Genomic DNA, 25,855 nt, shown 5'->3' on the forward strand with positions numbered 1-25,855 from the left:
CCTGGCGGTACGGCGGCACGGTTTTCCCAAATCGGCGCGACTGCGCCTGCCCGGTGAGTTTCGCGCCGTCTTCGAGCAGCGTTCGAGCCTCGCCGGCCAGTATTTCCAGGTGTTCGCCCGGCGCAACGGCCTGGGGCGGCCGCGGCTCGGCCTGGCGGTCTCCCGCAAAGCGGCGCCCCGCGCCGTGGATCGCAACTACGCCAAGCGCATCGCCCGGGAAGTCTTCCGCCAGCGGCAGGCGGCGTTGGGAGGGGCGGACATTGTCGTGCGCTTGAGGCGCCCGATTTCCCGAAGGGAGGGGGGAGCGGCGCGGGAAGAGCTGGCGGCCCTGATGCAGAGAATTGCCCCATGTCACGGTTCCTGATCGTCCTTATCCAGGCCTACCAGATAGGGGTGAGCCCCCTGCTCGGACCCCGTTGCCGGTTTACCCCGAGCTGCTCCGAATACGCCCGGGAGGCGATCCAGCGTCACGGCCCCGGACGGGGGACGTGGCTCGCCCTCAAGCGCCTGGCGCGCTGCCATCCGTTCCACGCCGGGGGCTATGACCCGGTGCCCGAGGACCCATGGAAATCCAACGGCTGATCCTGTTCCTGATCTTTTCCATGTCCCTGCTGTTCCTGTGGGACGCCTGGCAGCAGCACCAGCGCGGCTCCGTCGCGCCCGCGCCCCAGGCTCAACCCGCGCCCGAGGCGCCGGCGCCCACGGTGGGGCGGGAGCTGCTGGAGAAGCAGGGGGATCTCGCGCAAGCCGAGCGCCCGGCCACGCCTGCGAGCGGCAGCACCCTCACCGTCACCACCGACGTGCTGCGGGCGCAGATTCAGACCCTGGGGGGGGATCTGGTCCGGCTGGAGCTGCTCAAGCATCCGGGAGCGGTGGATAAGAGCAAGCCCTTCGTCTTGTTCCAGCGGGAGGGGGAACGGGTGTATGTGGCCCAGTCGGGCCTGATCGGGGATAGCCTGCCGAGCCACAAGACCCTCTTCACCGCCGAGCCTGGGTCCTACCAGCTCAAGCCGGGGGAGGACGCGGTGCAGGTGCGGCTCGCTGCTCCGCCCGTCAACGGTACCGTGGTGGAGAAGATCTACACCTTCCGCCGCGGCAGCTACGTGGTGGACGTGGCCTTCTCCATCCGCAACGAGGGCGCCGCGCCCATCGCTCCCTTCGCCTACTACCAGTTTCAGCGGGACGGCAAGGCCCCCGAGGGCGAGCAGCGGTTCCTCCATACCTACACCGGCCCCGCAGTGTACACCGAGGCGACCAAGTTCCAGAAGCTTCCCTTCTCGGATATCGAGAAGGGCAAGGCAGAGCTGCCGAAGGCGGCCAGCGACGGCTGGATCGCCATGGTGCAGCATTATTTCCTTGCGGCCTGGCTGCCCGAGGGCAACGCCTCCCGGGAATTCTTCGCCCGGCAGCTTGCCCCGGACTTGTACGCCGTAGGGATCATCGTGCCGGTGGGCACCCTCGAGCCGGGGGCGAGCCGCACGGCGAGCATGCGGCTTTACGCAGGGCCCCAGGAACAGCGCACCCTGGCCCAGCTCGCCCCCGGCCTCGACCTGGTGGTGGACTACGGCTGGCTCACCGTGATCGCGGTGCCTCTGTTCTGGGTGCTGGATCTGTTCCATCGGTGGGTGGGCAACTGGGGCGTGGCCATCATCCTGCTCACCGTGCTGGTCAAGGCCGTGTTCTATCCCCTGTCCGCGGCGAGCTACCGCTCCATGGCACGCATGAAGGCCGTCACTCCCCGGCTGCAGCGGATCAAGGAGCTGTACGGCCACGACCGGCAGAAGCTGCACCAGGCGATGATGGAGCTCTACAAGGAGGAGAAAATCAACCCTTTGGGCGGATGCCTGCCGATCCTGATCCAGATCCCGGTGTTCATCGCCCTGTACTGGGTGCTGGTGGCGGCGGTGGAGCTGCGCAACGCTCCCTTCGTCGGCTGGATCCAGGACCTCTCGGCGCCGGATCCCTATTTCGTCCTGCCGGTGGTGATGGGCGCCACCATGTGGATCCAGACCAAGCTCAACCCCACGCCCCCGGACCCGATCCAGGCCCGGGTGATGCAGATCATGCCCATCGCCTTCTCCATCTTCTTTTTCTTCTTCCCGGCGGGGCTGGTGCTCTACTGGCTGGTGAACAACGTTCTGTCCATCGCGCAGCAGTGGTACATCACCCGCCGGATGGAGCGGGCGACCGCTGCCCATGCAAAACGGTGAGCCGATCGCGGCCATCGCCACGCCTCCCGGGCGCGGCGGCATCGGCATCGTGCGGCTCTCCGGCCGGGATCTCAAGCCTTTCCTGATCGCGCTCCTCGGGCGCGTGCCCAAGCCCCGCTTCGCCACCCTGGCCTGCCTCCAGGACGCCGAGGGGAGGGTGATCGACGAAGGCATCGTGCTCTATTTCCCCGCGCCCCACTCCTACACGGGGGAAGACGTGGTGGAGCTGCAGGGCCACGGCGGAATGACCGTGCTTCGCCTTCTCCTCCAGCGCTGCCTGGAGCTGGGCGCCCGGCTCGCCGAGCCGGGGGAATTCAGCAAGCGGGCTTTCTTAAGCGGCAAGCTGGACCTGGCCCAAGCGGAAAGCGTGGCCGACCTGATCGACGCCTCCACCGCGCAGGCCGCGCGCAGCGCCATGCGCTCCCTTCAGGGGGAGTTCTCCCGGGAAGTGAACGCGCTCAAAGAGGAGCTGATCGAGCTGCGGGCCCTTACCGAGGCGACCCTGGATTTCCCCGACGAGGAGATCGATTTTCTGCGGGAAGCCGACGCCTTCGGGCGGCTCGAGCGGCTGCGCCGCAAGCTCGAGACGCTCACCGCCAACGCCCGGCAGGGAGCGCTCCTGCGGGAAGGGGCCCAGGTGGCCCTGGTGGGGCGCCCGAACGTGGGCAAGTCGAGTCTGCTCAACCGCCTGGCGCGGGAGGAGGTGGCCATCGTCACCGAGGTCCCCGGCACCACCCGGGACACCCTGCGCAGCCACGTGGAGATCCAGGGCGTGCCCTTCCACATCATCGACACCGCTGGCCTGCGGGAGACCCAGGACGCGGTGGAGCGCATCGGCATCGAACGGGCGCGGGCGGTGGCGGCCCAGGCGGACCTGGTGCTGGTGGTCACCGAGTACGCCCGGGGGGTGACGCCGGAAGATGAGGCGATCCTGCGGGAGTTGCCCCCGGGGCTCCCGCGGGTGATCGTGCGCAACAAGATCGATCTCGTCGGCGTGGCGCCCCGACTCGCCCAGGAAGGGAGTGCGGCCGAGGTGTGGCTCTCCGCCAAGACGGGGGAGGGGGTGGATCTGCTGCAGCAGGCGCTGCTCCGGCAGGCGGGATGGACGGGGGGCGACGAAGGGCTGTTCATGGCCCGGGCGCGGCACCTGGAGGCCCTCGCCCGGGCCGAGGAGCGGCTCGCCGCCGCGGCCGAGGCGGCGGGCCGGGGCCTGGAGCTCTTCGCCGAGGAGCTGCGCCTGGCCCACCTGGCCCTGGGCCAGATCACGGGGGAGTTCACCGCCGACGATCTGCTGGGCCAGATCTTTTCCCGCTTCTGCATCGGCAAGTAGGGTTCCGCGGTGCCTCGGGGCTCGTGTAAAGTGTGTGTCCCATCCCGTCCAACAAAAAAGCAGGGCTACAACGATGAATCGAACCACGGCGGCCGCCGCGAGCCGGCTCGGCGCTCCTGACGAAGTGAGGCATGCACGGCTCATCGAGTGGGTGCGAACCATCGCCGAGCTTGCCCGGCCGGAGCGGATCGTGTGGTGCGACGGCAGCCAGGCCGAGTACGATCGGCTATGCGACGAGATGGTGGCCGCGGGCACCTTGATCCGCCTGAACCCGGCGCTTCGTCCCAACAGCTTCCTGGCCCGCTCCGACCCCACCGACGTGGCGCGCATGGAGGACCGCACTTTCGTGTGCAGCCGCCGCCGGGAAGACGCCGGCCCCAACAACAACTGGGTGGACCCACAGGAGATGCGGGGCACGCTTCGGCGGCTGTTCGCCGGCTGCATGCGCGGCCGCACCCTGTACGTGGTGCCGTTTTCCATGGGGCCGGTCGGCTCCCCCATGGCCCACGTCGGGGTGGAGCTCACCGACTCGCCCTACGTGGTGGTCAGCATGCGCATCATGACCCGCATGGGGCGCGCCGTGTACCGCGTCCTGGGAGAGGACGGTGATTTCGTGCCCTGCGTTCATTCCGTTGGCATGCCCCTCGGCCCCGGCGAAAAGGACGTCCCCTGGCCGTGCAACCGCCAGGAGAAGTACATCGTGCATTTCCCCGAGGACAAGGAAATCTGGTCCTACGGCTCGGGCTACGGCGGCAACGCGCTTCTCGGCAAGAAATGCTTTGCCCTGCGCATCGCCTCCGTCATGGCCCGGGAGCAGGGCTGGCTCGCCGAGCACATGCTCATTCTCGGGGTCGAGTCTCCGAGCGGCGAAAAGAAGTACATGGCGGCCGCCTTCCCTAGCGCCTGCGGCAAGACCAACCTGGCCATGCTGGTGCCGCCCAAGGCCCTGGCGGGCTGGAAGGCTACCACAGTGGGGGAGGACATCGCCTGGATCAAGCCCGGCGCCGACGGACGCTTCTACGCCATCAACCCGGAAGCGGGCTTCTTCGGCGTCGCCCCGGGCACTTCCACCGAGACCAACCCCAACGCCGTGGCCACCCTCCATGCCAATTGCATTTTCACCAACGTGGCCCTGACCCCCGAGGGGGACGTCTGGTGGGAGGGCATGACCCGCACGCCGCCCCCGGTGCTCACCGACTGGCAGGGTGAGCCCTGGACCCCGGACTGCGGGCGCAAGGCGGCCCATCCCAACGCCCGCTTCACCGTGCCCACTGCCCAGTGTCCATCCATGGACACGGAATGGGAGAACCCGGACGGGGTGCCGATCTCGGCCTTCATCTTCGGCGGGCGCCGCTCCGAGACGGTGCCCCTGGTGACCGAGGCCTTCAGTTGGAGCGACGGGGTCTACATGGCCGCCACCATGGGATCCGAGACCACCGCCGCCGCTACCGGCCAGGTAGGGGTCGTGCGCCGGGACCCCTTCGCCATGCTGCCGTTCTGCGGCTATCACATGGGGGACTATTTCCAGCACTGGCTGAGGATGCGCCGGGCGGTGGTGGAGCTGCCCCGGATCTTCCGCGTCAACTGGTTCCGGCTCGGGCGGGACGGCGGCTTCCTATGGCCCGGCTTCGGCGAGAACATGCGGGTCCTCCAATGGATTTTCGAGCGCTGCGCCGGCCGGGCGAATGCCCGGGAGACCGGGCTCGGCTGGATGCCCCGGTACGAGGACCTGGACTGGCGCGGGCTGGAGTCCTTCCCCCCGGCCCAGTTTGAGGAGCTCATGTCGATAGACCTGGAGGCGTGGCGCCAGGAACTTGCCGCCCACCGGGAATGGTTCGAGCGGCTGGGGGAGCGCCTGCCCCGGTCCCTGGCCCTGAGACAGGAGCTACTGGCCCTCGAGCTGGGCGCATGATTTATACAACAAATTGATTTTAATTAATTTTTAGCCGTTCCGTTTCACGTGAAACGCCCATGGGCAGGCCCAGTTTCACGTGAAACCCGAGCCGTCCTGATTGGGCGACCCCCGCGATTGCAGTATCATTGGCAGCCCAATGATTGCGGTTGCGCCATGGAGTATCCCACCCATTTCGACGTGATCGTCGTCGGCGGCGGGCACGCGGGCACCGAGGCGGCCCTGGCGGCGGCCCGGGCCGGAGTCCGCACCTTATTGCTCACCCATAACATCGAGACCCTGGGGCAGATGTCCTGCAACCCTTCCATCGGCGGCATCGGCAAGGGGCACCTAGTGAAAGAGATCGACGCCTTGGGGGGCGCCATGGCGGCGGCCACCGACGAGGCGGGGATCCAGTTCCGCATCCTGAACGCCAGCAAAGGGCCGGCGGTGCGGGCCACCCGGGCCCAGGCGGACCGGGTGCTCTACAAGCAGGCCATCCGCCGGCGGCTGGAAAACCAGCCCAATCTGTGGCTGTTCCAGCAGGCGGTGGACGACCTGCTCCTGGAAGGCGAGCGGGTGACGGGGGTGGTGACCCAGTTGGGGCTTCGTTTTGAGGCCCGGGCCGTGGTGCTCACCACCGGCACTTTCCTGTCCGGCCTGATCCACGTGGGCTTTACCAACTACCAGGCCGGCCGAGCAGGGGACCCGCCGGCCCTGACCCTGGCCGCCAGGCTGCGGGAGCTGAAGCTCCCCGTGGGACGCCTGAAGACCGGGACGCCGCCCCGCATCGACGGGCGCACGGTGGACTTTTCGGTGATGGAGGTGCAGCCCGGGGACGATCCACCCCCCGTCTTCTCCTTCCTGGGGGATCCGGCCCAGCACCCCCGGCAGCTTCCCTGCTGGATCGCCCATACCAACGAGCGTACCCACGAGATCATCCGGAGCGCCCTGGACCGCTCCCCTTTGTACTCGGGCAAGATCCAAGGGGTCGGTCCCCGGTACTGTCCCTCCATCGAGGACAAGGTGGTGCGGTTCGCGGCCAAGTCCTCCCATCAGGTTTTCCTGGAGCCCGAGGGACTGACCACCACCGAGCTCTATCCCAACGGGATCTCCACCTCGCTACCCTTCGACGTGCAGCTGGCGGTGGTGCGCTCCATCCGCGGCCTGGAGAACGCCCATATCACCCGGCCCGGCTATGCCATCGAATACGATTATTACGATCCCCGCTGGCTCAAGAGCTCCCTGGAGACGAAGCAGATCGAGGGGTTGTTCTTCGCCGGGCAGATCAACGGCACTACGGGCTACGAGGAGGCAGCGGCCCAGGGCCTCCTCGCCGGCATCAACGCGGCGCTCCAGGTCCAGGAGCGGGAGCCCTGGAGCCCACGCCGGGACGAGGCTTACCTGGGGGTCCTGGTGGACGACCTCATTACCCGGGGCGTGACCGAGCCCTACCGCATGTTCACCAGCCGGGCCGAGTACCGCTTGAGCCTGCGGGAGGACAACGCGGATCTGCGCCTCACCGAAACCGGGCGGCGGCTCGGCCTGGTGGACGACGGGCGCTGGGAGCGCTTCTGCCGCAAGCGCGACGCCATTGCCCGGGAGCAGGAGCGGCTCAAAAGCACCTGGGTCAACCCCCGCCTGCTGGACCCGGAGGTGCAGGCGCGTCTCTTCGGCAAGTCTCTGGAGCGGGAGGCCTCCGCCCTGGAGCTGTTGCGGCGCCCGGGGGTCACGTACCGGAGCCTGATGACTCTGCCCGGGGTGGGGCCCGGGCTGGAGGACGCCCAAGCCGCCGAGCAGGTGGAGATCCAGGCCAAGTACTACGGGTACATCGAGCGTCAGAAAGACGAAGTGGAGCGCCAGCGCAGCCTGGAATCGACCCGCCTGCCCGAGGACCTAGACTACACCACGGTGCGCGGGCTGTCGGTGGAGGTGCAGCAGAAGTTGAATCTCCACCGGCCCGAGACCCTGGGCCAAGCGGCCCGGATTTCGGGGGTCACCCCGGCCGCCATCTCCCTGCTGCTGGTACATCTCAAGCGGGGTTTCTCCTGCACGCCAGGGCGAGCACAGAAGAGGCGGGCCTGAGGGAAGCCCGGCTCCTGGAAGAGGGGCTTGCCCGGTTGAGCCTCGCGCTGGCCCCCGAACGGGTCCAGCGCCTTCTCGACTACATCGCCCTGCTGGCGAAGTGGAACCGGGTGTATAGCCTCACGGCGATCCGCACACCGGCCCGCATGGTCACGCACCATCTGTTGGATTCGCTTGCGATTTTGCCCTTGATCGAGGGGGCGCGGATCGCGGACGTGGGCAGCGGGGCGGGACTGCCGGGAATTCCCTTGGCCATCGCCCGGCCGGGGCTGGAAGTGACCTTGATCGAAAGCAGCCAGAAGAAGGCGGCGTTTCTCGTCCAGGCGAAGGCGGAACTGGGGCTCGCCAACGTGACCGTGGAGCGGCGCCGGGTGGAAGCTTGGGTGCCCCACATCCCCTTCGATGGGGTCGTGTCCCGGGCTTTCGCGGCGCTGCCGGAATTCCTGCGGCTGGCGGGCCACCTGGTCCGCAGCGGCGGACAAGTGCTGGCGATGAAAGGAGAATATCCGGTGGAGGAGCTGGGGGGAATCCCTCCCGGCTACCGGTTGGAGCGGGTGGCGGCCCTGGGGGTCCCGGGCCTGGAAGCGGCCCGGCACGTGGTGCTACTGCGCAAGGAAGCGGGGCCGGGGGCCTGACCCGGATGTGGCACGAAAGAGGATAGAGGGAGAATGGTACGGATCCTGGCGGTCGCGAACCAGAAAGGGGGGGTGGGGAAGACCACCACCAGCGTCAACCTGGCGGCCAGTCTGGCGGCGGCCTCCCGCCGGGTGTTGCTGGTGGACCTGGATCCCCAGGGCAACGCCACCATGGGCAGCGGCGTGGACAAGCGCAAGCTTTCCCGCACCGTCTATCACGTGCTGTTGGGTCAGGCGACGGTCAAGGAAGTCCTCGTCATCGGACAGTCCTGCGGCTATCACCTGCTCCCCGCCAACCGGGAGCTGGCGGGGGCGGAGGTGGAGCTGGTGGAATTGCCCGACCGGGAGTCGTGCCTGAAACGGGCGCTGGCGGAGGTGGAGGAGGACTATGACTTCATTTTTCTCGATTGCCCGCCGGCCCTGAACCTGCTCACGGTCAACGGGCTGACCGCTGCCCACTCGGTAATGATTCCGATGCAGTGCGAGTACTACGCCTTGGAGGGATTGTCCGACCTGGTGCAGACCATCCGCCGGGTGCGGGCCCATCTCAACCCGCGCCTGGAGATCGAGGGGCTGCTGCGCACCATGTTCGACCCGCGCAACACCCTTTCCCTGCAGGTATCGGCTCAATTGGTGCAGCATTTTGGCGACAAGGTTTACCGCACCGTGATCCCGCGCAATGTGCGGCTGGCGGAAGCCCCCAGCTTCGGGGTGCCCGTGCTGCAGCACGACCGGACCTCTAAAGGATGCCAGGCTTACCTGGCCCTGGCCGGGGAGCTGCTCAACCGGCACCCGGCGCCCCCGTCCGGCCAAACCTGAGAGAGCACCCATCATGGCAAAAGCGAAAGGATTGGGGAGGGGGCTGGACGCCCTCCTCGACGCCACTGGACAAGCCTCCCCCTCAGAGGACCTGCGGACCTTGGCGGTGACGACGCTGCGCCCCGGGCGCTACCAACCCCGGGTCCGGGTGGACGAAGAATCTCTCCGGGCCCTGGCGGACTCCATCAAGGCGCAAGGAGTCATGCAGCCCATCCTGGCTCGCCCCCAGGGGGACGGGCACTACGAGATCATCGCCGGCGAGCGCCGCTGGCGCGCCGCCCAGTTGGCGGGGCTCAGCGAGATCCCAGCCGTGGTGCGGGATGTCCCGGACGAGACGGCCCTCGCCATGGCGCTGATCGAGAACATCCAGCGGGAGGACCTGAATCCCCTGGAGCAGGCCCGGGGGATCCAGCGCCTGACCGACGAGTTCGGCATGACCCACCAACAGGCGGCCGAGGCCTTGGGGTACTCCCGTAGCGCGGTTACCAATCTGTTACGGCTGCTCAATCTGGCTCAGCCGGTGCAGGAGATGCTGCTGGAGGGCAAGCTGGACATGGGCCACGCCCGGGCGTTGCTTGCTCTTTCGGCGGCCCAGCAAGTTCAAACCGCCCGCCTCGTGGTGGCGAAGCAGCTCTCGGTGCGGGATACCGAGCGCCTGGTCCAGAAACGCGGCGCGGTCCCTGAAGCGCCCAGGGCCCGGCGGATCGACCGGGACGTGCGCCGGCTGGAGGAGGAGGTATCCGAGGCCCTCGGGGCCAGGGTGGAGATCAAGCCGGGCGCCCGGGGCCGCGGGCGAGTAATTTTCCACTATGCCACCCTGGAGCAGTTGGATCACCTGTTAGGGAGGCTAAGGGGCGGTCCCCGTCATTAGTGCGGCGCAACATGAAGGGTCCGGCAACAAGCTATTGATAATATAATGTTTTCCTTCGCGCCCCCGACTTATCAAGCGCTATTGCCGTTGACGGCTTTTAGAGCCGCCCAGTAGAATTTCAAGTCTTTTGCGTGGGCTTGCCGCCGAACGGACGCCCCTCGGGCCGTGAATCGTACGATCGCACGAGTCATCTACGCCCAGATCGCGGTCACCGTGCTCGGCGCGCTGCTCGCGGCCGTCTGGGGAGGGAAATGGGCGGCGGCATCGGCCAGCGCTGGCGGAGCCATCGGCTTCGTCCCGAGCCTCGTCTACGCGATGACGGTTCGGGCCGCCGCCGGGGGGACGCTGGAAAAGCAGTGGCGGGCCGGGTATGTGGCGGAGTTCCTGAAAATCGTCGTCACACTGGCGCTCTTCGCGGCGACCTTCATCGGTTTCGCGGAACTCAAGTTCTGGCCCCTGTTTCTGACCTACCTCGGGACCCAGGGAGCCTATTGGCTGATTTTATGGTTTGACGTTCCGGTCATCAAACAACAATGAGCACACAAGCGCCTCAGTCCGCCTCCGAATACATCATCGGCCACCTGACCAACGCCAAGATCGGCAGCGGCTTCTGGACCCTGCACGTCGACACCCTGTTCTTTTCCGCCCTTCTGGGCGCCATCGTTTTCGGCCTGTTCTACAAGGCGGCCAGGAACGCCACGGCCGGCGTTCCCGGCAAATGGCAGAACTTCGTCGAATGGCTGGTGGAGTTCGTCGACAGCCAGGTGAAAGTGATGTTCCACGGCAAGAGCGAGCTGATCGCACCCCTCGCCCTCACCATTTTCGTGTGGGTCTTCATCTGCAACGCCATGGACCTGCTGCCGATCGACATCCTGGCGGTCTTCGGCGTGCACATGAAGCTAGTGCCGACCACCGACCCCAACATGACCTTCGCCATGTCGATCTCGGTGTTCCTGCTCATGATCTACTACAACTTCAAGATCAAGGGGATCAAGGGCTTCCTGCACGAGGTTACCCACGCGCCGTTCGGCAAGTGGCTGGCGCCGGTGAACGTTCTGTTCCGCATTATCGAGGACCTGTCGAAACCCCTGTCCCTGGCGCTGCGGCTTTTCGGCAACATGTACGCGGGCGAAATGGTGTTCATCCTGATCGCCCTGCTGCCGTTCTACATCCAGCCGCTCTTGTCCTGGCCGTGGGCCGTGTTCCATATCCTGATCATCACGCTCCAGGCCTACATCTTCATGATGCTGACCATCGTCTATCTCAGCATGGCCCACGAGACCCACTGATTTCGCTTTCTTTGACCATCAACTTCGGGAGAAAAAATGGAAACAATCGCAATTCTTGGCAACGTTCACGGCCTTGCGATGATCGGTGTGGCCCTGATGCTGGGGCTGGGGGCGCTCGGCGCCGCCGTCGGCGTGGGCCTGCTGGGGGGGCGCTTCCTGGAGGGGCTCGCCCGCCAGCCGGAGCTGATGCCCATGCTCACCGGCCGCTTCTTCCTGGTGGCGGGCCTGGTGGACGCCGTGCCCATGATCAGCGCGGCGATGGGCCTGTACGTGCTGTTCGCCGATCCCTTCGGCTTCCTCGCGGTGGTGCAGAGGGCCGCCGGCGGCTGACCGGCCGGGCCCCGGGGAACTTGAAAGGAGCGCTCCAGTGAACATCAACGTAACGATCATCGGGCAGATGATCACCTTCATCCTGCTCGTCGTGTTCACGATGAAGCTGATCTGGCCCTACCTGATGCGGGCCATGGAAGAGCGCCAGAAGCGGATCGCCGATGGCCTCGCGGCGGCGGAGCGCGGCAAGCACGAGCTCGAGCTGGCGGGCAGGCGTTCGTCGGAGATCCTGCGGGAGGCCAAGCACCAGGCCGCCGAGATCCTGGCTAACGCCGAGCGCCAGTCCGCCCAGCTCATCGAGGAGGCCAAGGCCGCCGCCAAGCAGGAAGGCGAGCGGCTCATCGCCAGCGCCAAGGCGCAGATCGAGCAGGAAGTGTTCCGCGCTAAAGAGGCGTTGCGGCAGCAGGTGGCGGCGCTGGCGGTCGCGGGCGCCGAGAAGATCCTGCGCCGGGAGGTGGACCCCAAGGTCCACCGGGACATCCTGACCCAGATCGAGAAGGAGCTGTAGGCGCGCCATGGCCGAGCCTATCACCATCGCACGGCCCTACGCCGAGGCCGTATTCAAGCTGGCAGCCGAGCAGCAGGCCCTCGCCCGCTGGTCCGAGATGCTGGCGCTGGCGTGCGCCGTGGCCGAGGATCCGCGCGTGCGCACCCTGCTGGGCAATCCCCTGGTTACCCGCAAGCAGCTCGCCGACCTCTTCCTCGGCATCTGCGGCGAGGGGCTCACCGCCGACGCCCGCAACTTCATCCTGGTGCTGATCGAAAACGGCCGCTTGGCGCTGCTGCCCCAGATCCGGGAGCTCTACGAGGATCTGCGGCGGCAACGGGAGGGCGTGCTGGAGGTGGAAATCGAGTCGGCCTACCCGCTGGACGAAGCCCAGAAGGCCGAGCTGGTGCAATGGCTCAAGAAGAAGTACGGTCGCGAGGTGAGCGCCGGGGTGAAGGTCGAACCGGAGCTGATCGGCGGGGTGCGCATCCACGTGGGCGACGAGGTGCTGGACGCTTCGGTGCGCGGCAAACTGGAGGCCATGGCGGCGGCCCTGGCGGCCTGAGGCGGTGGAATTGACGCCGGCGCTGCTTGAGAGCGGCGGCGAAACTTTCGAGGAGTGACCATGCAGCTTAATCCTTCCGAGATCAGCGAGCTGATCAAGAGCAAGATCCAGAGCCTGGCGGTGACGGCCGAGACGCGCACCGAAGGCACGGTGGTGTCGGTGACCGATGGCATCGTGCGCATCCACGGGCTGGCCGACGTGATGCAGGGGGAGATGCTGGAGTTTCCCGGCAACACCTTCGGCCTGGCGCTCAACCTGGAGCGGGACTCGGTGGGAGGCGTGGTGCTGGGCGACTACGAGCACATCACCGAGGGCGACACGGTCAAGTGTACCGGCCGCATCCTCCAGGTGCCGGTGGGACCCGAGCTGATCGGGCGCGTGGTCAACGCCCTCGGACAGCCCATCGACGGCAAGGGACCGATCAACGCCAAGCTCACCGACCCCATCGAGAAGATCGCCCCGGGGGTGATCTGGCGCAAGTCGGTATCCCAGCCGGTGCAGACCGGCTTGAAGGCCATCGATTCCATGGTGCCCATCGGGCGCGGCCAGCGGGAGCTCATCATCGGCGACCGCCAGACCGGCAAGACCGCGGTGGCGGTGGACACCATCATAAATCAGAAGGGCAAGGACCTCTTCTGCATCTACGTGGGTATCGGCCAGAAGGCCTCCACCATCAAGAACGTGATCCGCAAGCTCGAGGAGCACGGGGCGATGGACTACACCATCGTGGTGGCGGCCTCCGCTTCCGAGTCGGCGGCCATGCAGTACATCGCCCCTTACGCCGGCTGCACCATGGGCGAGTACTTCCGCGACCGGGGCCAGGACGCTCTCATCATTTACGACGACCTGACCAAGCACGCCTGGGCCTATCGCCAGATCTCCCTGCTCCTGCGCCGCCCGCCGGGCCGGGAAGCGTACCCGGGCGACGTGTTCTACCTCCACTCCCGGCTGCTCGAGCGTGGCGCCCGGGTGAACGAGGCCTACGTGGAGCGGTTCACCAAGGGCGAGGTCAAAGGCAAGACCGGTTCCCTCACGGCGCTTCCCATCATCGAGACCCAGGCGGGCGACGTGACGGCGTTCATCCCGACCAACGTGATCTCCATCACCGACGGGCAGATCTTCCTCGAGACCGATCTCTTCAACGCCGGCATCCGGCCCGCCATCAACGCCGGCATCTCGGTGTCGCGGGTGGGGGGCGCGGCCCAGACCAAGGTGATCAAGAAGCTGGGCGGTGGCGTGCGCCTGGCGCTCGCCCAGTACCGGGAGCTGGCGGCCTTCGCCCAGTTCGCCTCCGACCTGGACGAGACTACCCGCCGTCAGCTCGAGCGCGGCCGACGGGTCACGGAGCTGATGAAGCAGCCCCAGTACTCGCCCCTGTCGGTGGCCGAGATGGCCCTCACCCTGTACGCGGTGAATAACGGCTATGTGGACGACATCGACGTCAAGCAGTGTCTCGCCTTCGAGGCGGGCCTGCGCGCCTACATGAAGAGCCAACATCCCCAGATCCTGGCGAAGATCGAGGAGACCAAGGACCTGGACGCGGACACGGAAAAGCAGCTCGCGGCGGCCATCGAGGCGTACAAGAAGACCGCCACGTTCTGAGGAGCCGTTCGAAGGAGGATCGCGCCATGGCCGGAGGCCGCGAGATACGCAACAAGATCAAAAGCATCAGGAACACGCAGAAGATCACCAAGGCGATGGAGATGGTGGCCGCCTCCAAGATGCGCAAGGCCCAGGAGCGCATGCGTGCCTCGCGCCCCTACGCCCTCAACATCGCCCGGGTGATGATGCATCTGGCCCGGGCCAACACCGAGTACAAGCATCCGTTCCTGATCAAGCGGGAGACGGTGCGGCGGGTGGGCATCATCGTGGTCACCTCGGACAAGGGGCTGTGCGGGGGCCTGAACACCAACGTGTTGCGCCTGGCGGTGAACCAGATGAAGGAGTGGCAGGCGCAAGGGATCGAGATCGACGTGTGCGCCATCGGCAACAAGGGCTTCGGCTTCATGCAGCGCATGGGCGCCAACATCGTCTCCCACGTCGTCAACCTGGGCGACACGCCCCACCTGGAGAAGCTGATCGGGCCGGTCAAGGTGTTGCTGGATAGTTACAGCGAGGGCCGCATCGACGAGCTGTACGCCTTCTACAACCGCTTCGTCAACACCATGCGCCAGGAGCCGGTGCAGGCCCAGATGCTGCCCATTCCCCAGCAGATCACCGACTACGAGGGCAAGCCGATCGCCGGCTTGGCCGGCACGGGGCTGTGGGATTACCTCTACGAGCCGGAGGCTAGGCCGCTGCTCGATGCGGTGTTCACCCGCGCCACCGAGGCCGAGCTGTACCAATACGTGGTGGAGAACATGGCCTCGGAGCAGAGCGCTCGCATGGTGGCCATGAAGGCGGCCTCCGACAACGCGGGGAACCTGATCGACGAGCTGACCCTGATCTACAACAAGACCCGGCAAGCGGCCATCACCAAGGAGATTTCGGAGATCGTCAGCGGCGCGGCGGCGATCTCGTGAGGAGGCGCCGCTGACGATCGGGCGAGGCTAACGTGAGCGGCAGCGAGCGTTACGACGAGACCAGATCGCCGAAAGCGCGGCGGCGATCTCGTGAGGAGGCGCCGCTGACGATCGGGCGAGGCTAACGTGAGCGGCAGCGAGCGTTACGACGAGACCAGATCGCCGAAAGCGCGGCGGCGATCTCGTGAACGAGGTGCCGGCGGCGCCCGCCCCGGTGAGCAGGGTTTCATCGCTTTGAGGAAAGGACCATGACCGAAGGAACGATTGTCCAGTGCATCGGCGCGGTGGTGGACGTCCAGTTCGACCGCGAGCACATGCCCCGCGTCTATGACGCCCTCACCATGGACGAGATCGGGCTGACCCTGGAGGTGCAGCAGCAGTTGGGCGACGGGGTGGTGCGCACCATCGCCCTCGGTTCCTCCGACGGCCTGCGCCGCGGCATGAAGGTGAAGAACACCGGCGCCCCCATCTCGGTACCGGTCGGGCCCAAGACCTTGGGGCGCATCATGGACGTGCTGGGCCGCCCGATCGACGAGGCCGGCCCCATCGGCGCCGACAAGACCATGCCCATCCATCGCAAGGCGCCCAGCTTCGAGGAGCTCTCCCCTTCCCAGGAGTTGCTGGAGACCGGCATCAAGGTGATCGACCTGATCTGCCCCTTCGCCAAGGGGGGCAAGATCGGACTCTTCGGCGGGGCCGGCGTGGGCAAGACCGTCAATATGATGGAGCTGATCCGCAACATCGCCATCGAGCATTCCGGCTACTCGGTGTTCGCCGGCGTCGGCGAGCGTACCCGGGAGGGCAACGACTTCTACCACGAGATGAAGGAATCCCAGGTGCTGGACAAGGTGGCCCTGGTCTACGGCCAGATGAACGAGCCCCCCGGCAACCGGCTGCGGGTCGGGCTGACCGGCCTCACCATCGCCGAATACTTCCGCGACGAGGGCCGGGACGTGCTGCTGTTCATCGACAACATCTACCGCTACACGCTCGCTGGAACGGAGGTGTCGGCGTTGCTCGGCCGCATGCCCTCCGCCGTGGGCTACCAGCCCACCCTCGCCGAGGAGATGGGCAGGCTCCAGGAGCGCATCACCTCCACCAAGACAGGCTCCATCACCTCGATCCAGGCGGTGTACGTGCCGGCGGACGACCTGACGGATCCCTCGCCCGCCACCACCTTCGGCCACCTGGACGCCACCGTGGTGCTCTCCCGGGACATCGCCGCCCTGGGGATTTACCCCGCCGTGGACCCCCTGGACTCCACCTCGCGCCAGGTGGACCCCAACGTGATCGGGGAGGAGCACTACAACACTACCCGCGCCGTGCAGGCGACCCTGCAGCGCTACAAGGAGCTGCGCGACATCATCGCCATCCTGGGCATGGACGAACTCTCCCCCGAGGACAAGCTGGTGGTGGCCCGGGCCCGCAAGATCCAGCGCTTCCTGTCCCAGCCCTTCTTCGTCGCCGAAGTGTTCACCGGCAGCCCCGGCAAGTACGTGCCCCTCAAGGAGACCATCCGCGGCTTCAAGATGATCGTCAACGGCGAGTGCGATCATCTGCCGGAGCAGGCGTTCTACATGGTGGGCACCATCGACGAAGCGTTCGAGAAGGCGAAGACGCTCCAGTAAGGAGGCTCCATGGGAACCACTATGCACGTGGAAGTGGTAAGCGCGGAGGAGTCCATCTATTCCGGCCCCGCCGAGTTCCTGGTGGCGCCGGGCGAGATGGGGGAGCTTGGCATCTACCCGCGCCACACGCCGCTCCTCACCCGGATCAAGCCGGGGGCACTGCGCATCAAGGTGCCGCTCAAGGACGAGGAGGAGATGGTGGTGGTCTCGGGCGGCATTCTGGAGGTCCAGCCGAGCGGTGTGACCGTGCTGGCGGACACCGCGGTGCGCGCCGCCGACCTGGACGAGGCCAAGGCGCTGGAGGCGAAGCGAGCGGCGGAGGAGGCGCTGCAGAACAAGACCTCCAAGCTGGAGATCGCCAAGGCCCAGGCGGAGCTGGCCGAAGCCGCCGCCCAGCTCGCCGCGATCCAGAGGCTGCGCAAGGCGCGCAAAGGGTAATTTTTTTGCCCCCTCCCGAGTCTACGGAAGGCAGCCTGCAGGCTGCCTTCGTCACTTATACTGCCTAGGGTGCTTCGAGCTCGCGGCAAGCCGGGACCGAGCCTCGAAGATTGACAGGCATCGTTCTTGCTCTTGCTTTCGCCATGACCGCCCTCGACATCGCCATCCTCGCCGCCGGCAAAGGGACCCGCATGCATTCCCGGCTGCCCAAGGTGCTCCATCCCCTGGCGGGACGGCCGCTGCTCGCCCACGTGATGGAGACCGCCCGGCGGCTCGAGCCCCGGACCCTCTGCGTGGTCTATGGCCACGGAGGGGAGCAGGTGCCCGAGGCCCTCGCCGGCTGCGACGCGGTTTTCGTGCGCCAGGAGCCCCAGCTCGGCACCGGCCACGCCCTGGCGACCGCGCTGCCCCACTTGCATCGCACCGGCGTGGTCCTGGTGCTCTACGGCGACGTGCCCCTCATCGGGGAGGCGACCCTACGGCGCATGCTGGAAGGGCGAGCCGACGAGCGGCTCACCCTGCTCACGGCCGAAGTGGACGACCCGGCGGGGTATGGGCGCATCGTGCGCGACAGCGCCGGGCAGGTGGTGCGCATCGTGGAGCACAAGGACGCCTCGGCCCGGGAGCGCTCGATCCGGGAGATCAACACCGGCATCCTGGCGGCGCCCGCCCGCAGGCTCGCCCAGTGGCTGGCGCGGCTCGGTACCGACAACGCCCAAGGCGAGTACTATCTCACCGACGTGGTGAAAATGGCGGTGGAGGAAGGCTTCCCGGTCGCCACCGTGCAGCCGGAGACGGTGGAAGAAGTCCTCGGAGTCAACAGCAAGCGCGAGCTCGCGACCCTCGAGCGCCGCTACCAGCGGCGGCAGGCGGAGCGCCTGATGGCGCAAGGGGTGACCCTGCTGGACCCCGAGCGCATCGATGTCCGCGGCGAGCTCACCTGCGGGCGCGAGGTGGTGATCGATGTGGGCTGCGTGTTCGAGGGGAACGTCCTGCTGGGGGACCACACCCGGGTGGGGCCCTACGCCGTCCTGCGAGACACCCGCATCGGCGCCCGGGTGGAAGTGCTGCCTTACACCCTGATCGAAGGGGCCGAGGTGGGCGACGACTGCCGCATCGGTCCTTACGCCCGGCTGCGTCCGGGGGCGCGCCTGGCCGAGGAGGTGCACATCGGCAATTTCGTCGAAGTCAAGAACAGCGAAATCGGCCGGGGGAGCAAGGCCAATCATCTAGCTTACGTGGGAGATGCCGCCGTGGGTCGTGACGTGAACATCGGCGCCGGCACCATCACCTGCAACTACGATGGGGCCCAGAAGCACCGCACGGTAATCGAGGACGAAGCCTTCATCGGCTCCGACACCCAGCTCGTGGCCCCGGTCAGGGTGGGCAAGGGGGCGACCCTGGGGGCCGGCACCACCCTCACCCGGGACGCCCCGCCCGGCAAGCTCACCCTCTCCCGCGCGCCCCAGGTGACGGTGGAGAACTGGAAACGGCCGGTGAAAAAAGGCGAAAAGTGAGGCTGGAAAGAGTGGGTCCGGGGTTTTTGACTTCCTTGATCTTTTCCTGACATGTGCGGAATCGTAGGCGCCGTAGCGCGGCGAAACGTGGTGCCCATCCTGCTGGAGGGCTTGCGCCGCCTGGAGTACCGCGGCTATGACTCGGCGGGGCTTGCCGTCATCGACGGCGGGCTTAAGCGGCTGAGGAGCGTGGGCCGGGTGGCGGAGCTCGCCCGGCGGGCGACGGCAGAGGGCCTGAACGGCCGCCTGGGCATCGCCCATACCCGCTGGGCGACCCACGGCGCCCCCACCGAGCGAAACGCCCACCCCCACGTGAGCGGCAACGGCCTGGCGGTGGTGCACAACGGCATCATCGAGAACCACGAGGCCATCCGCCGGCGGCTGACGGAGGCCGGCTACGCGTTCGTATCCGACACCGACACCGAGGTCATCGCTCACTTGATCGAGCATTACTTGCGCAAGGGCGAGAGCCTGTTCGACGCCACCCGCCGGGCGGTGGCCGAGCTCCACGGCGCCTATGCCATCGCCGTCGTCTCGGCGGACGAGCCCGAGGGGCTGGTAGTGGCGCGCCAGGGGGCGCCCCTGCTGCTGGGGCTGGGCGAGGGGGAAAACTTCGCTGCCTCCGACGCCTCCGCCCTGCTCCAGGTAACCCAGCGCATGATTTACCTGGAGGAAGGGGACGTGGCCGAGCTGGGACTCGACCGCTACCGGATCGTGGACGCGGCGGGCCACGCGGTGGAGCGACCGGTGCACCTGTCCCAGTTGACCGCCGACGCGGTGGAGCTGGGGCATTACCGCCACTTCATGCAGAAAGAGATCTTCGAACAGCCGGGGGCGGTGGCGGCGACCCTGGAGATGGTGACCGGCGCCTCCTCCCTCTCGCCCCAGCTCTTCGGCGTGGATGCCCAGGAGGTGCTGGCGCGGGTGAACGCCGTCACCATCGTCGCCTGCGGCACCAGCTTCCACGCCGGCCTGGTGGCCCGCTACTGGATCGAGCGGGTCGCCCGCATCCCCTGCAATCCGGAGATCGCCAGCGAATACCGCTACCGGGACAGCGTCCCCGACCCTGACGCCCTGGTGGTGGCCATCTCCCAGTCGGGGGAGACCGCCGACACCCTGGCGGCCCTCGGCCACGCCAAGGCCCTGGGACACCGGCACACCCTGGCCATCTGCAACGTGCCGGAAAGCGCCCTCATCCGCCAGGCGGACCTGCGCTTCCTCACCCGGGCGGGCCCGGAGATCGGGGTCGCCTCCACCAAGGCCTTCACCACCCAGTTGGCCGCTCTGTTCTTGCTCACCCTGGTGCTGGCCAAGCTGCGCGGTCGGCTCACCCCCGAGGAGGAAAGGCGGCACATCGCGGCGCTCCGGCACTTGCCTTCGGCGCTCTCCCGGATCCTGGAGCTGGAGCCCAGGATCGTGGAGTGGTCCCAGCGATTCGCCGAAAAGGAGCATGCCCTGTTCCTCGGCCGCGGCATCCACTATCCCATCGCCATGGAGGGGGCGCTCAAGCTCAAGGAAATCTCCTACATCCACGCCGAGGCCTATCCCGCCGGGGAGCTCAAGCACGGGCCGCTGGCCCTGGTGGACCGGAACATGCCGGTGGTGGCGGTGGCGCCCAACGACCTCCTGCTGGAGAAGCTCAAATCCAACCTCCAGGAGGTGCGGGCCCGTGGCGGGGAACTCTACGTCTTCGCCGACGCCGACAGCCAGATCCAGGAGAGCGAGGGCGTGCACATCATCCAGATGACCGACCATGCGGGGCTGCTCAGCCCCATCCTGCACGTGCTCCCGCTCCAGCTCCTGGCCTACCACGTGGCATTGCAGAAAGGCACCGACGTGGACAAGCCGCGCAATCTGGCCAAGTCTGTGACCGTCGAGTAGCCCGGCTCGGAGCCCGCCCGCCGGTGCCATCTCCACAAAAATTAACTTAATTTTCAGAGCTTATGCTTGATGGGAGGACCCCTTTGGGCCAAGCTTGGGGCTAGGCCACCGGTTTTCTTGCCTCGCGAAGCCGGCCCACGGGGCGGGTTCCATTTGAGCCCGCGGTGAATGGAATGGCTAACCGGCCATTCACCGCCATCCCGTTCCCCTCTTCTGCTGGGAGAGAGGGAGAGAGGGCGGGGAGAGGGTCGAGCGTCTTCGGTTCATGACGCTTGGCGAGCCATAAGAGGAAGCGTCTTCGCGGCGCTTCGTTAAAAACTTATAAACGCTACAAGTGGGGGTTCGTCATGATTTCGGGACCGGGCGCTGCCCGGGCGCTCACCGCAGTCAGGGCGGCGCCGGGCCGGGGCATGGGCGCCGGCCTCGCTGAACCCTTTACCACCGTCATGGCCGGATTTGCCTCCGGGACCCGCCGCCGGGGCTTCGGTCTTCCTGGAATCCCCTGGGGGCGAGGATCGAGTGGGTAGCACGCGCCCTTCCCCGCCGAAGCAGAATCCAGAGCCGCCCGAGGAATCCACGGGCGGGTCCAGTCACGTCTCCGAGCTGGAGGCCCGGCTCGTCGATTCGGTGGTCCGGCGGACCCGGATCATCCGCCTGCCGGCCCTACCCCAGGTGATCGACCGGGCGCTCAAGGCCCACCGGGAAGGGACGGAGACGAACAAAACGGCCGAGTGGCTCCTGCTGGAGCCGGTCCTGGCCCTGCGGGTGCTAGAGGCCGGTGCTAGCATGGCGTTCTCTGCCGGGGCCGGGGGCGCCCCGTCCATGGAGCGGCGCATTGCCGCCCTGGGACACGAGGCCGTCCGGGCCCTCTTGTTGAGCGCGGCCCGGGCGTCCCTGACCCCCCGCCGGGCCCCTCTCTCCCCCGAGGCGCTGGGCGGCTACTGGAGCCATTGCGTGCGAGTTGCCCTCATCGCCCGGGCCTTGGCGGAGGCGGCGGGCTACGAAAGCCAGGAGGAGGCTCACCTGGCCGGACTCCTACACGATTCGGGCGCGCTGCTGCTGGCGACCGCCGTGCCCGATACCTTCCGCTCCCTGGTGGACCAGAAGGCGTGGGCCGAAACGGAAGGCATCCCCGAACAGGCGGGGCGGCTCGGCACGATTCACGCCGATATCGGCGCCCGATTCTTGGATGGGCTCGACCTTCCCTTCCCCTTGCGCGACGCGGTCCTGCTCCATCACGCCCCGGGCGTGGAGCTGGAGGGGACCCACCTGCTGGTGCGCATCGTCCGCTCGGCCGAGTCCCTGGTGCGGCAGCCCGCCTCCGAAAGCCGGCGGGGGCTCGCGGCGGATTTGCTGGGAATTCCCGCAGCGTCGGTGCAGACCGCCCTGGAGCGCGCCGCGCGGGCATTCGAAGCGGTGTTGCGAGGCCTGAACCTGGCGACGCTGCCGCCGCCCCGCTACGAGGAAGAGGCCATTTCCCGCTCTTTCGTCGACACCCGGGCGCTCACCGAGACCCTGGTGGGGCGGGTGGTGGAGGAGGCGAGGCGGCCGGAAGCGCGGGACAGGATCCCGCCGCAAAGAGAAGAACCCGTCCGGGCTGCGGGCGAACCCCAGGGCGGATCCCAGGGGCCGCCCCCCATGGCCTCGGCGGCCGCCTCCCTGCTGGAGCAGGTGCTGGAGGACGCCCTCCAACTCGAGCTGACGGTTCCCTTGCAGGCCCTGGACCGGGTTCCCCTGGGATTGGGAACGCTCATGCCCCTGCTGGCCGCCGTGGCGGGGATCAAGCGTTTCCTCCTTTTCCTACCCGCCGAAGGCGAGGCCGTCTGGCCCGGATGGAAGGTGGAAAGCGGGGAGGTGGCCCGTTTCCAGCTCGATCTCTCCCCTGCCGTGGCCCATAGCCTGGTGGCCCGGGCGGCCCGGGAGGGCACCACCGTCGTCTCCTACGAGGCGGGAGGCCTTAAGCGGCTCATGGGCCTGGATGTGCAGATCGCCCGGGCCCTAGGGGCGGAAGCCCTCGCCGCCCTGCCGTTGAAGGAGGCGGGTGCCCCTGCCCGGGGGGTGTTGGTGCTTCCCGTCCCGGCGTTGCAGGCGGCGGAGTTCGAGGAGATCCTGCCCTTGCTGGAAGAAGTGGCCCGCAAGCTGGCCGCCGCGGCTCGCCGCGGGAGGAAGGAAGCCGGTCCGGCCGAAGCCCTTCCCCTGGAGGCCTTGCAGGCTTCCATCCGGCGCCTGGTCCACGAAGCGCGCAATCCCCTTTCCGCCCTCAAGACCTATCTGGAGATCGCCCGCGGCCGTACGAGGGCCGGGGAGAACGTGGAAAAAGATCTGGAAATGGTCGGTCACGAGATCGACCGGGTCGCCCGGCTGCTGGAGCGCATGGGCCAGCCCGAGGAAGAGGCCGCCCCGGAAGGAGGGCTCATCGACATCAACCGCATGGTGGAGGAGTTCCTTCTGGTTTACCGGGAACCCCTGTTCGCCCAGCGGGGCATTCGGGTCGACCTGGAGCTGGACCGGGGACTGCCGCCCGTGCGCACCGACGCCCGCATGCTTAAGCAGGTGTTGCTCAACCTGCTGAAGAACGCCTCCGAAGCCGTGCCGGAGGGCGGCCGGCTGCGGATCACCACCTCGGACCTGGTCAACTACGAGGGCCAGATGATGGTGGAGATCGCGCTCGCCGACACCGGGCCGGGCATCGCTCCGGAGAAGCTCGCCACCCTTTTCACCCCGCCCGCCGAAGCCGCCCTGGCGGGCCGGGGGGTGGGGCTGGCCAACTCGCTGGCATTGGTCAAGACTATGGGGGGTCACCTGGCCTGCCACAGCCGGGTGGGCGCGGGCACCACCGTGCGCATCCTCCTTCCCCGGATCACCCAGGGGTAAAAGTAGAAACGGTTCTTTCGATGACCGGATGAAAGCGATTCCATGACCCAGGACCCCCCGTCGGCCCAGACCTTCGCCCGCTCGAGCTGGTTCGCTCATGCCGATCATTGATGGCCTGCCCCAGTGGCCCTCCCTGCCGGAGGCGGCGCCGGAGCCCTTGCGGCTCCTGGTGGTGGAGGACGACGCCTCCGTGCGCAATGCCATCCTGGCCCTGATCGCCGGCGAGGCGCGGGAGGTGCGGGCCGTGGACACGGGCGCTGCCGCCGTGGAGCTGCTCGCCCGGGAGCCCGTGGACGTCGTGCTCCTCGACATCAACCTGCCCGACATGACCGGGCTGGAGGTCCTGCGCCGAGCCCGGGAGGCAGGGCTCAAGGTCATGGTCATCGTGGTGAGCGGCGACGACAGCATCGACTCCGCCATCGCCGCCCTGCGGCTCGGGGCCCACGAGTACATCCGCAAACCCTTCGAGCCCGCGGCGCTCCAGCGCAGCGTGGACAACGCCCTGACGGCGCGCCGACTCGCCCTGGAGAACAGCCTCATGCGGGCGCGGCTGGAGCACTCCGAGCGCCTCTATCGCTCCCTGGTGGACCACTCGCCGGACCTGATCTTCGCCGTGGACCCCGAGGGCCGTTTCTGGTACGTGAACGAGCGCTTCGGCACCCTGCTCGGCTACTCCAGGGAAGAGCTCACGGGTGCCCACTACTCGACCATCGTCCACGAGGACGACCTGGCCCGCGCGGCCCGGGTGTTCCACGAACGCCGCATGGGGGAGCGGGCCACCCGCAACGTGGAGCTGAGGTTCAAGGGAAAACCCGTCCAGGACAGCGGCCCGGCGGAACCTGCCTCAGTGATCGTGTCGGTGAGCGCGGTGGGCCTCTACGGCCCGGGCGCCGAAGGCGCGCCCCTGGCGCGGCGCTTCGTCGGTACCTACGGGGTGGCGCGGGACATCACGGCGCGAAAGCGCGCCGAGCAGATCATCGCTTTCCACGCCTACCACGACGCCCTGACGGGGCTGCCCAACCGGGCCCTGTTCCTGGACCGCCTGAAGCAGGCCATCGCCCACGCCCGGCGCCACCAGCGCCGGCTCGGGGTGCTCTTCGTGGACCTGGACCGCTTCAAGCTGGTGAACGACACCTACGGCCACCTGAAAGGCGACCTGCTGCTGCAGCACACCGCGGCGCGCCTGCGCAAATGCCTGCGCAGCACTGACACCCTCTCCCGCATCGGCGGCGACGAGTTCCTGGCCCTGGTCCCCGACCTGGAAGCCCGGGAAGACGCCCTGGCCGTGGCGAAGAAAATCCTTCACGAGCTGAACCAGCCCTTCTTCCTGGGCGACGGGGAATTCACCATCGGCGTGAGCATCGGTATCGCCGTGCACCCCGAGGACGGGACGAGCGAGGAAGACCTGATCCGCAACGCCGACATCGCCATGTACCACGTGAAGCGCCGGGGCAAGAACGCCGCCGCTTTCTTCTCCCCGGACATGAGCGCTTCCTTCAGCGAGCGCATCCAGCTCGAGAACGACCTGCGCGGCGCCCTGCAACGGGCCGAGCTGGAGCTCCACTTCCAGCCGATCCACAACGTGCGCACCGGCGGCATCGAGCGGGTCGAGGCCCTGCTGCGCTGGCGCCACCCGGTCCACGGCCTGCTGGCGCCGGGCCGCTTCATCTCCATCGCCGAGGAGACGGGGCTGGTCCACGCCATCGGCGACTTCGTACTCCAGTCAGCCTGCGCCCAGCTTGAGCGCTGGCGCGCGGGAGGCTTCGCCGACCTGGGGGTGGCGGTCAACCTCTCGCCCCGGGAGTTCGACCGCATCGACCTGGTGGAGCGGGTGATCGGCGCGGTGGAGCGGCATCGCCTGCCGCCCCACGCCCTGGAGGTGGAGATCACGGAGAACGTGCTCATCGAGGACGTGGACGCGGTGGCGCGCAAGGCGGCGCTCTTGAGGGAGCACGGGGTGGGCATCGCCATCGACGACTTCGGCACCCGCTACTCGTCCCTGGCCTACCTGCAGTCGCTGCCCATCAGCGCCATCAAGATCGATCAGGCCTTCGTGCGCGATCTCGGGCAAAAGCGGGAAAGCCATGCCATCGTGGCGGCGATGATCGGCATCGCCCGGGGGTTCGGCCTTGGCTTCGTGGCCGAGGGCGTGGAACGGGCCGAGCACCTGGAGTCCCTCGCGGGGCTGGGATGCGACGTAATGCAGGGGTTTTTCTTCAGCCGCCCCATGCCGGCGGCGCAGATGGACGCTTACCTTGCCCGCCATCGGATGGGTTAAGCCACCTCGGCCGAAACTCCAAGCGCTTCTTTCGGCGACTGCTTTGCCTACGCGCTTGCCGAGGTAGCGGGCGAGCCGCTGCTGTTCGAGGGAGAGGACTTTCTGCACACGGACGTCACGCCGGCCACGCTCGACCTTTAGCCTGTGGCTGCGCGGTCAGACGCCAACGGCGGAGGCGATGGATAAGGTGAGCGTTTCACAGGCG

22 protein-coding genes are annotated in these 25,855 nt (G+C 67.5%); all 22 read left to right on the forward strand.

Going from position 1 to position 25,855, the window contains the following annotated elements:
• The first annotated feature begins 46 nt into the window (after nt 1-46).
• The 22 genes from rnpA (at nt 47) to ACUVYZ_RS03360 (ending at nt 25,650) form a co-directional block, all read left to right on the forward strand.
• Entirely contained in the window at nt 47-364 is a 318-nt protein-coding gene (gene rnpA / locus ACUVYZ_RS03255; protein ID WP_439933097.1) for a ribonuclease P protein component, read from the forward strand.
• Nucleotides 349-582 carry a membrane protein insertion efficiency factor YidD gene (gene yidD, locus ACUVYZ_RS03260; protein WP_439933005.1) on the forward strand — a complete coding sequence of 78 codons (234 nt, stop codon included), beginning with the start codon at nt 349-351 and terminating at the stop codon, nt 580-582. The genes rnpA and yidD overlap by 16 nt, the downstream gene beginning before the upstream one ends.
• The gene (yidC, locus tag ACUVYZ_RS03265) at nt 564-2,210 is read left to right on the forward strand and encodes a membrane protein insertase YidC (RefSeq protein WP_439933006.1); all 1,647 of its coding nucleotides are present in this window, start codon (nt 564-566) and stop codon (nt 2,208-2,210) included. The genes yidD and yidC overlap by 19 nt, the downstream gene beginning before the upstream one ends.
• The gene (mnmE, locus tag ACUVYZ_RS03270) at nt 2,197-3,540 is read left to right on the forward strand and encodes a tRNA uridine-5-carboxymethylaminomethyl(34) synthesis GTPase MnmE (protein WP_439933007.1); all 1,344 of its coding nucleotides are present in this window, start codon (nt 2,197-2,199) and stop codon (nt 3,538-3,540) included. The genes yidC and mnmE overlap by 14 nt, the downstream gene beginning before the upstream one ends.
• Nucleotides 3,541-3,613: 73 nt before the next feature.
• Entirely contained in the window at nt 3,614-5,452 is a 1,839-nt protein-coding gene (locus tag ACUVYZ_RS03275) for a phosphoenolpyruvate carboxykinase (GTP) (protein ID WP_439933008.1), read from the forward strand.
• A 156-nt stretch (nt 5,453-5,608) separates the two neighbouring features.
• Nucleotides 5,609-7,516 carry a tRNA uridine-5-carboxymethylaminomethyl(34) synthesis enzyme MnmG gene (gene mnmG, locus ACUVYZ_RS03280; protein ID WP_439933009.1) on the forward strand — a complete coding sequence of 636 codons (1,908 nt, stop codon included), beginning with the start codon at nt 5,609-5,611 and terminating at the stop codon, nt 7,514-7,516.
• Between the two features lie 35 nt (nt 7,517-7,551).
• Nucleotides 7,552-8,151: a 16S rRNA (guanine(527)-N(7))-methyltransferase RsmG gene (gene rsmG, locus ACUVYZ_RS03285; protein WP_439933010.1), complete on the forward strand. Its 600-nt coding sequence runs from the start codon at nt 7,552-7,554 to the stop codon at nt 8,149-8,151.
• Nucleotides 8,152-8,184: 33 nt separating this feature from the next.
• Nucleotides 8,185-8,970, forward strand: a complete 786-nt coding sequence (locus ACUVYZ_RS03290) for a ParA family protein (protein ID WP_439933011.1) — start codon at nt 8,185-8,187, stop codon at nt 8,968-8,970.
• A 13-nt stretch (nt 8,971-8,983) separates the two neighbouring features.
• Nucleotides 8,984-9,841 (forward strand): ParB/RepB/Spo0J family partition protein, encoded by an 858-nt coding sequence (locus ACUVYZ_RS03295; protein WP_439933012.1) that lies wholly within the window; start codon nt 8,984-8,986, stop codon nt 9,839-9,841.
• A gap of 165 nt (nt 9,842-10,006) precedes the next feature.
• Nucleotides 10,007-10,378, forward strand: a complete 372-nt coding sequence (locus ACUVYZ_RS03300) for an ATP synthase subunit I (protein ID WP_439933013.1) — start codon at nt 10,007-10,009, stop codon at nt 10,376-10,378.
• Entirely contained in the window at nt 10,375-11,130 is a 756-nt protein-coding gene (atpB, locus tag ACUVYZ_RS03305; protein ID WP_439933014.1) for a F0F1 ATP synthase subunit A, read from the forward strand. The genes ACUVYZ_RS03300 and atpB overlap by 4 nt, the downstream gene beginning before the upstream one ends.
• 36 nt (nt 11,131-11,166) lie before the next feature.
• The gene (atpE, locus tag ACUVYZ_RS03310; protein WP_439933015.1) at nt 11,167-11,460 is read left to right on the forward strand and encodes a F0F1 ATP synthase subunit C; all 294 of its coding nucleotides are present in this window, start codon (nt 11,167-11,169) and stop codon (nt 11,458-11,460) included.
• Nucleotides 11,461-11,497: 37 nt separating this feature from the next.
• Complete coding sequence (locus ACUVYZ_RS03315) at nt 11,498-11,968, forward strand: F0F1 ATP synthase subunit B (RefSeq protein WP_439933016.1); 471 nt, start codon at nt 11,498-11,500, stop codon at nt 11,966-11,968.
• 7 nt (nt 11,969-11,975) lie between these two features.
• Nucleotides 11,976-12,512 (forward strand): F0F1 ATP synthase subunit delta, encoded by a 537-nt coding sequence (locus tag ACUVYZ_RS03320; RefSeq protein WP_439933017.1) that lies wholly within the window; start codon nt 11,976-11,978, stop codon nt 12,510-12,512.
• 60 nt (nt 12,513-12,572) lie between these two features.
• Nucleotides 12,573-14,114 carry a F0F1 ATP synthase subunit alpha gene (gene atpA / locus ACUVYZ_RS03325; protein ID WP_439933018.1) on the forward strand — a complete coding sequence of 514 codons (1,542 nt, stop codon included), beginning with the start codon at nt 12,573-12,575 and terminating at the stop codon, nt 14,112-14,114.
• A 26-nt stretch (nt 14,115-14,140) separates the two neighbouring features.
• Nucleotides 14,141-15,034, forward strand: a complete 894-nt coding sequence (gene atpG / locus ACUVYZ_RS03330) for a F0F1 ATP synthase subunit gamma (protein ID WP_439933019.1) — start codon at nt 14,141-14,143, stop codon at nt 15,032-15,034.
• Between the two features lie 248 nt (nt 15,035-15,282).
• Nucleotides 15,283-16,662 (forward strand): F0F1 ATP synthase subunit beta, encoded by a 1,380-nt coding sequence (atpD, locus tag ACUVYZ_RS03335; RefSeq protein WP_439933020.1) that lies wholly within the window; start codon nt 15,283-15,285, stop codon nt 16,660-16,662.
• A 9-nt stretch (nt 16,663-16,671) separates the two neighbouring features.
• Entirely contained in the window at nt 16,672-17,100 is a 429-nt protein-coding gene (locus ACUVYZ_RS03340) for a F0F1 ATP synthase subunit epsilon (protein ID WP_439933021.1), read from the forward strand.
• A gap of 143 nt (nt 17,101-17,243) precedes the next feature.
• Complete coding sequence (glmU, locus tag ACUVYZ_RS03345) at nt 17,244-18,617, forward strand: bifunctional UDP-N-acetylglucosamine diphosphorylase/glucosamine-1-phosphate N-acetyltransferase GlmU (RefSeq protein ID WP_439933098.1); 1,374 nt, start codon at nt 17,244-17,246, stop codon at nt 18,615-18,617.
• A gap of 51 nt (nt 18,618-18,668) precedes the next feature.
• Nucleotides 18,669-20,498: a glutamine--fructose-6-phosphate transaminase (isomerizing) gene (gene glmS / locus ACUVYZ_RS03350; RefSeq protein ID WP_439933022.1), complete on the forward strand. Its 1,830-nt coding sequence runs from the start codon at nt 18,669-18,671 to the stop codon at nt 20,496-20,498.
• Nucleotides 20,499-21,017: 519 nt separating this feature from the next.
• Nucleotides 21,018-23,372: an HDOD domain-containing protein gene (locus ACUVYZ_RS03355; protein ID WP_439933023.1), complete on the forward strand. Its 2,355-nt coding sequence runs from the start codon at nt 21,018-21,020 to the stop codon at nt 23,370-23,372.
• A 97-nt stretch (nt 23,373-23,469) separates the two neighbouring features.
• On the forward strand, nt 23,470-25,650 hold the full coding sequence (locus ACUVYZ_RS03360; protein ID WP_439933024.1) for a putative bifunctional diguanylate cyclase/phosphodiesterase: 2,181 nt from the start codon (nt 23,470-23,472) through the stop codon (nt 25,648-25,650).
• Nucleotides 25,651-25,855: the final 205 nt, after the last annotated feature.

Source organism: Pelomicrobium sp. P1 (genome assembly GCF_052805615.1).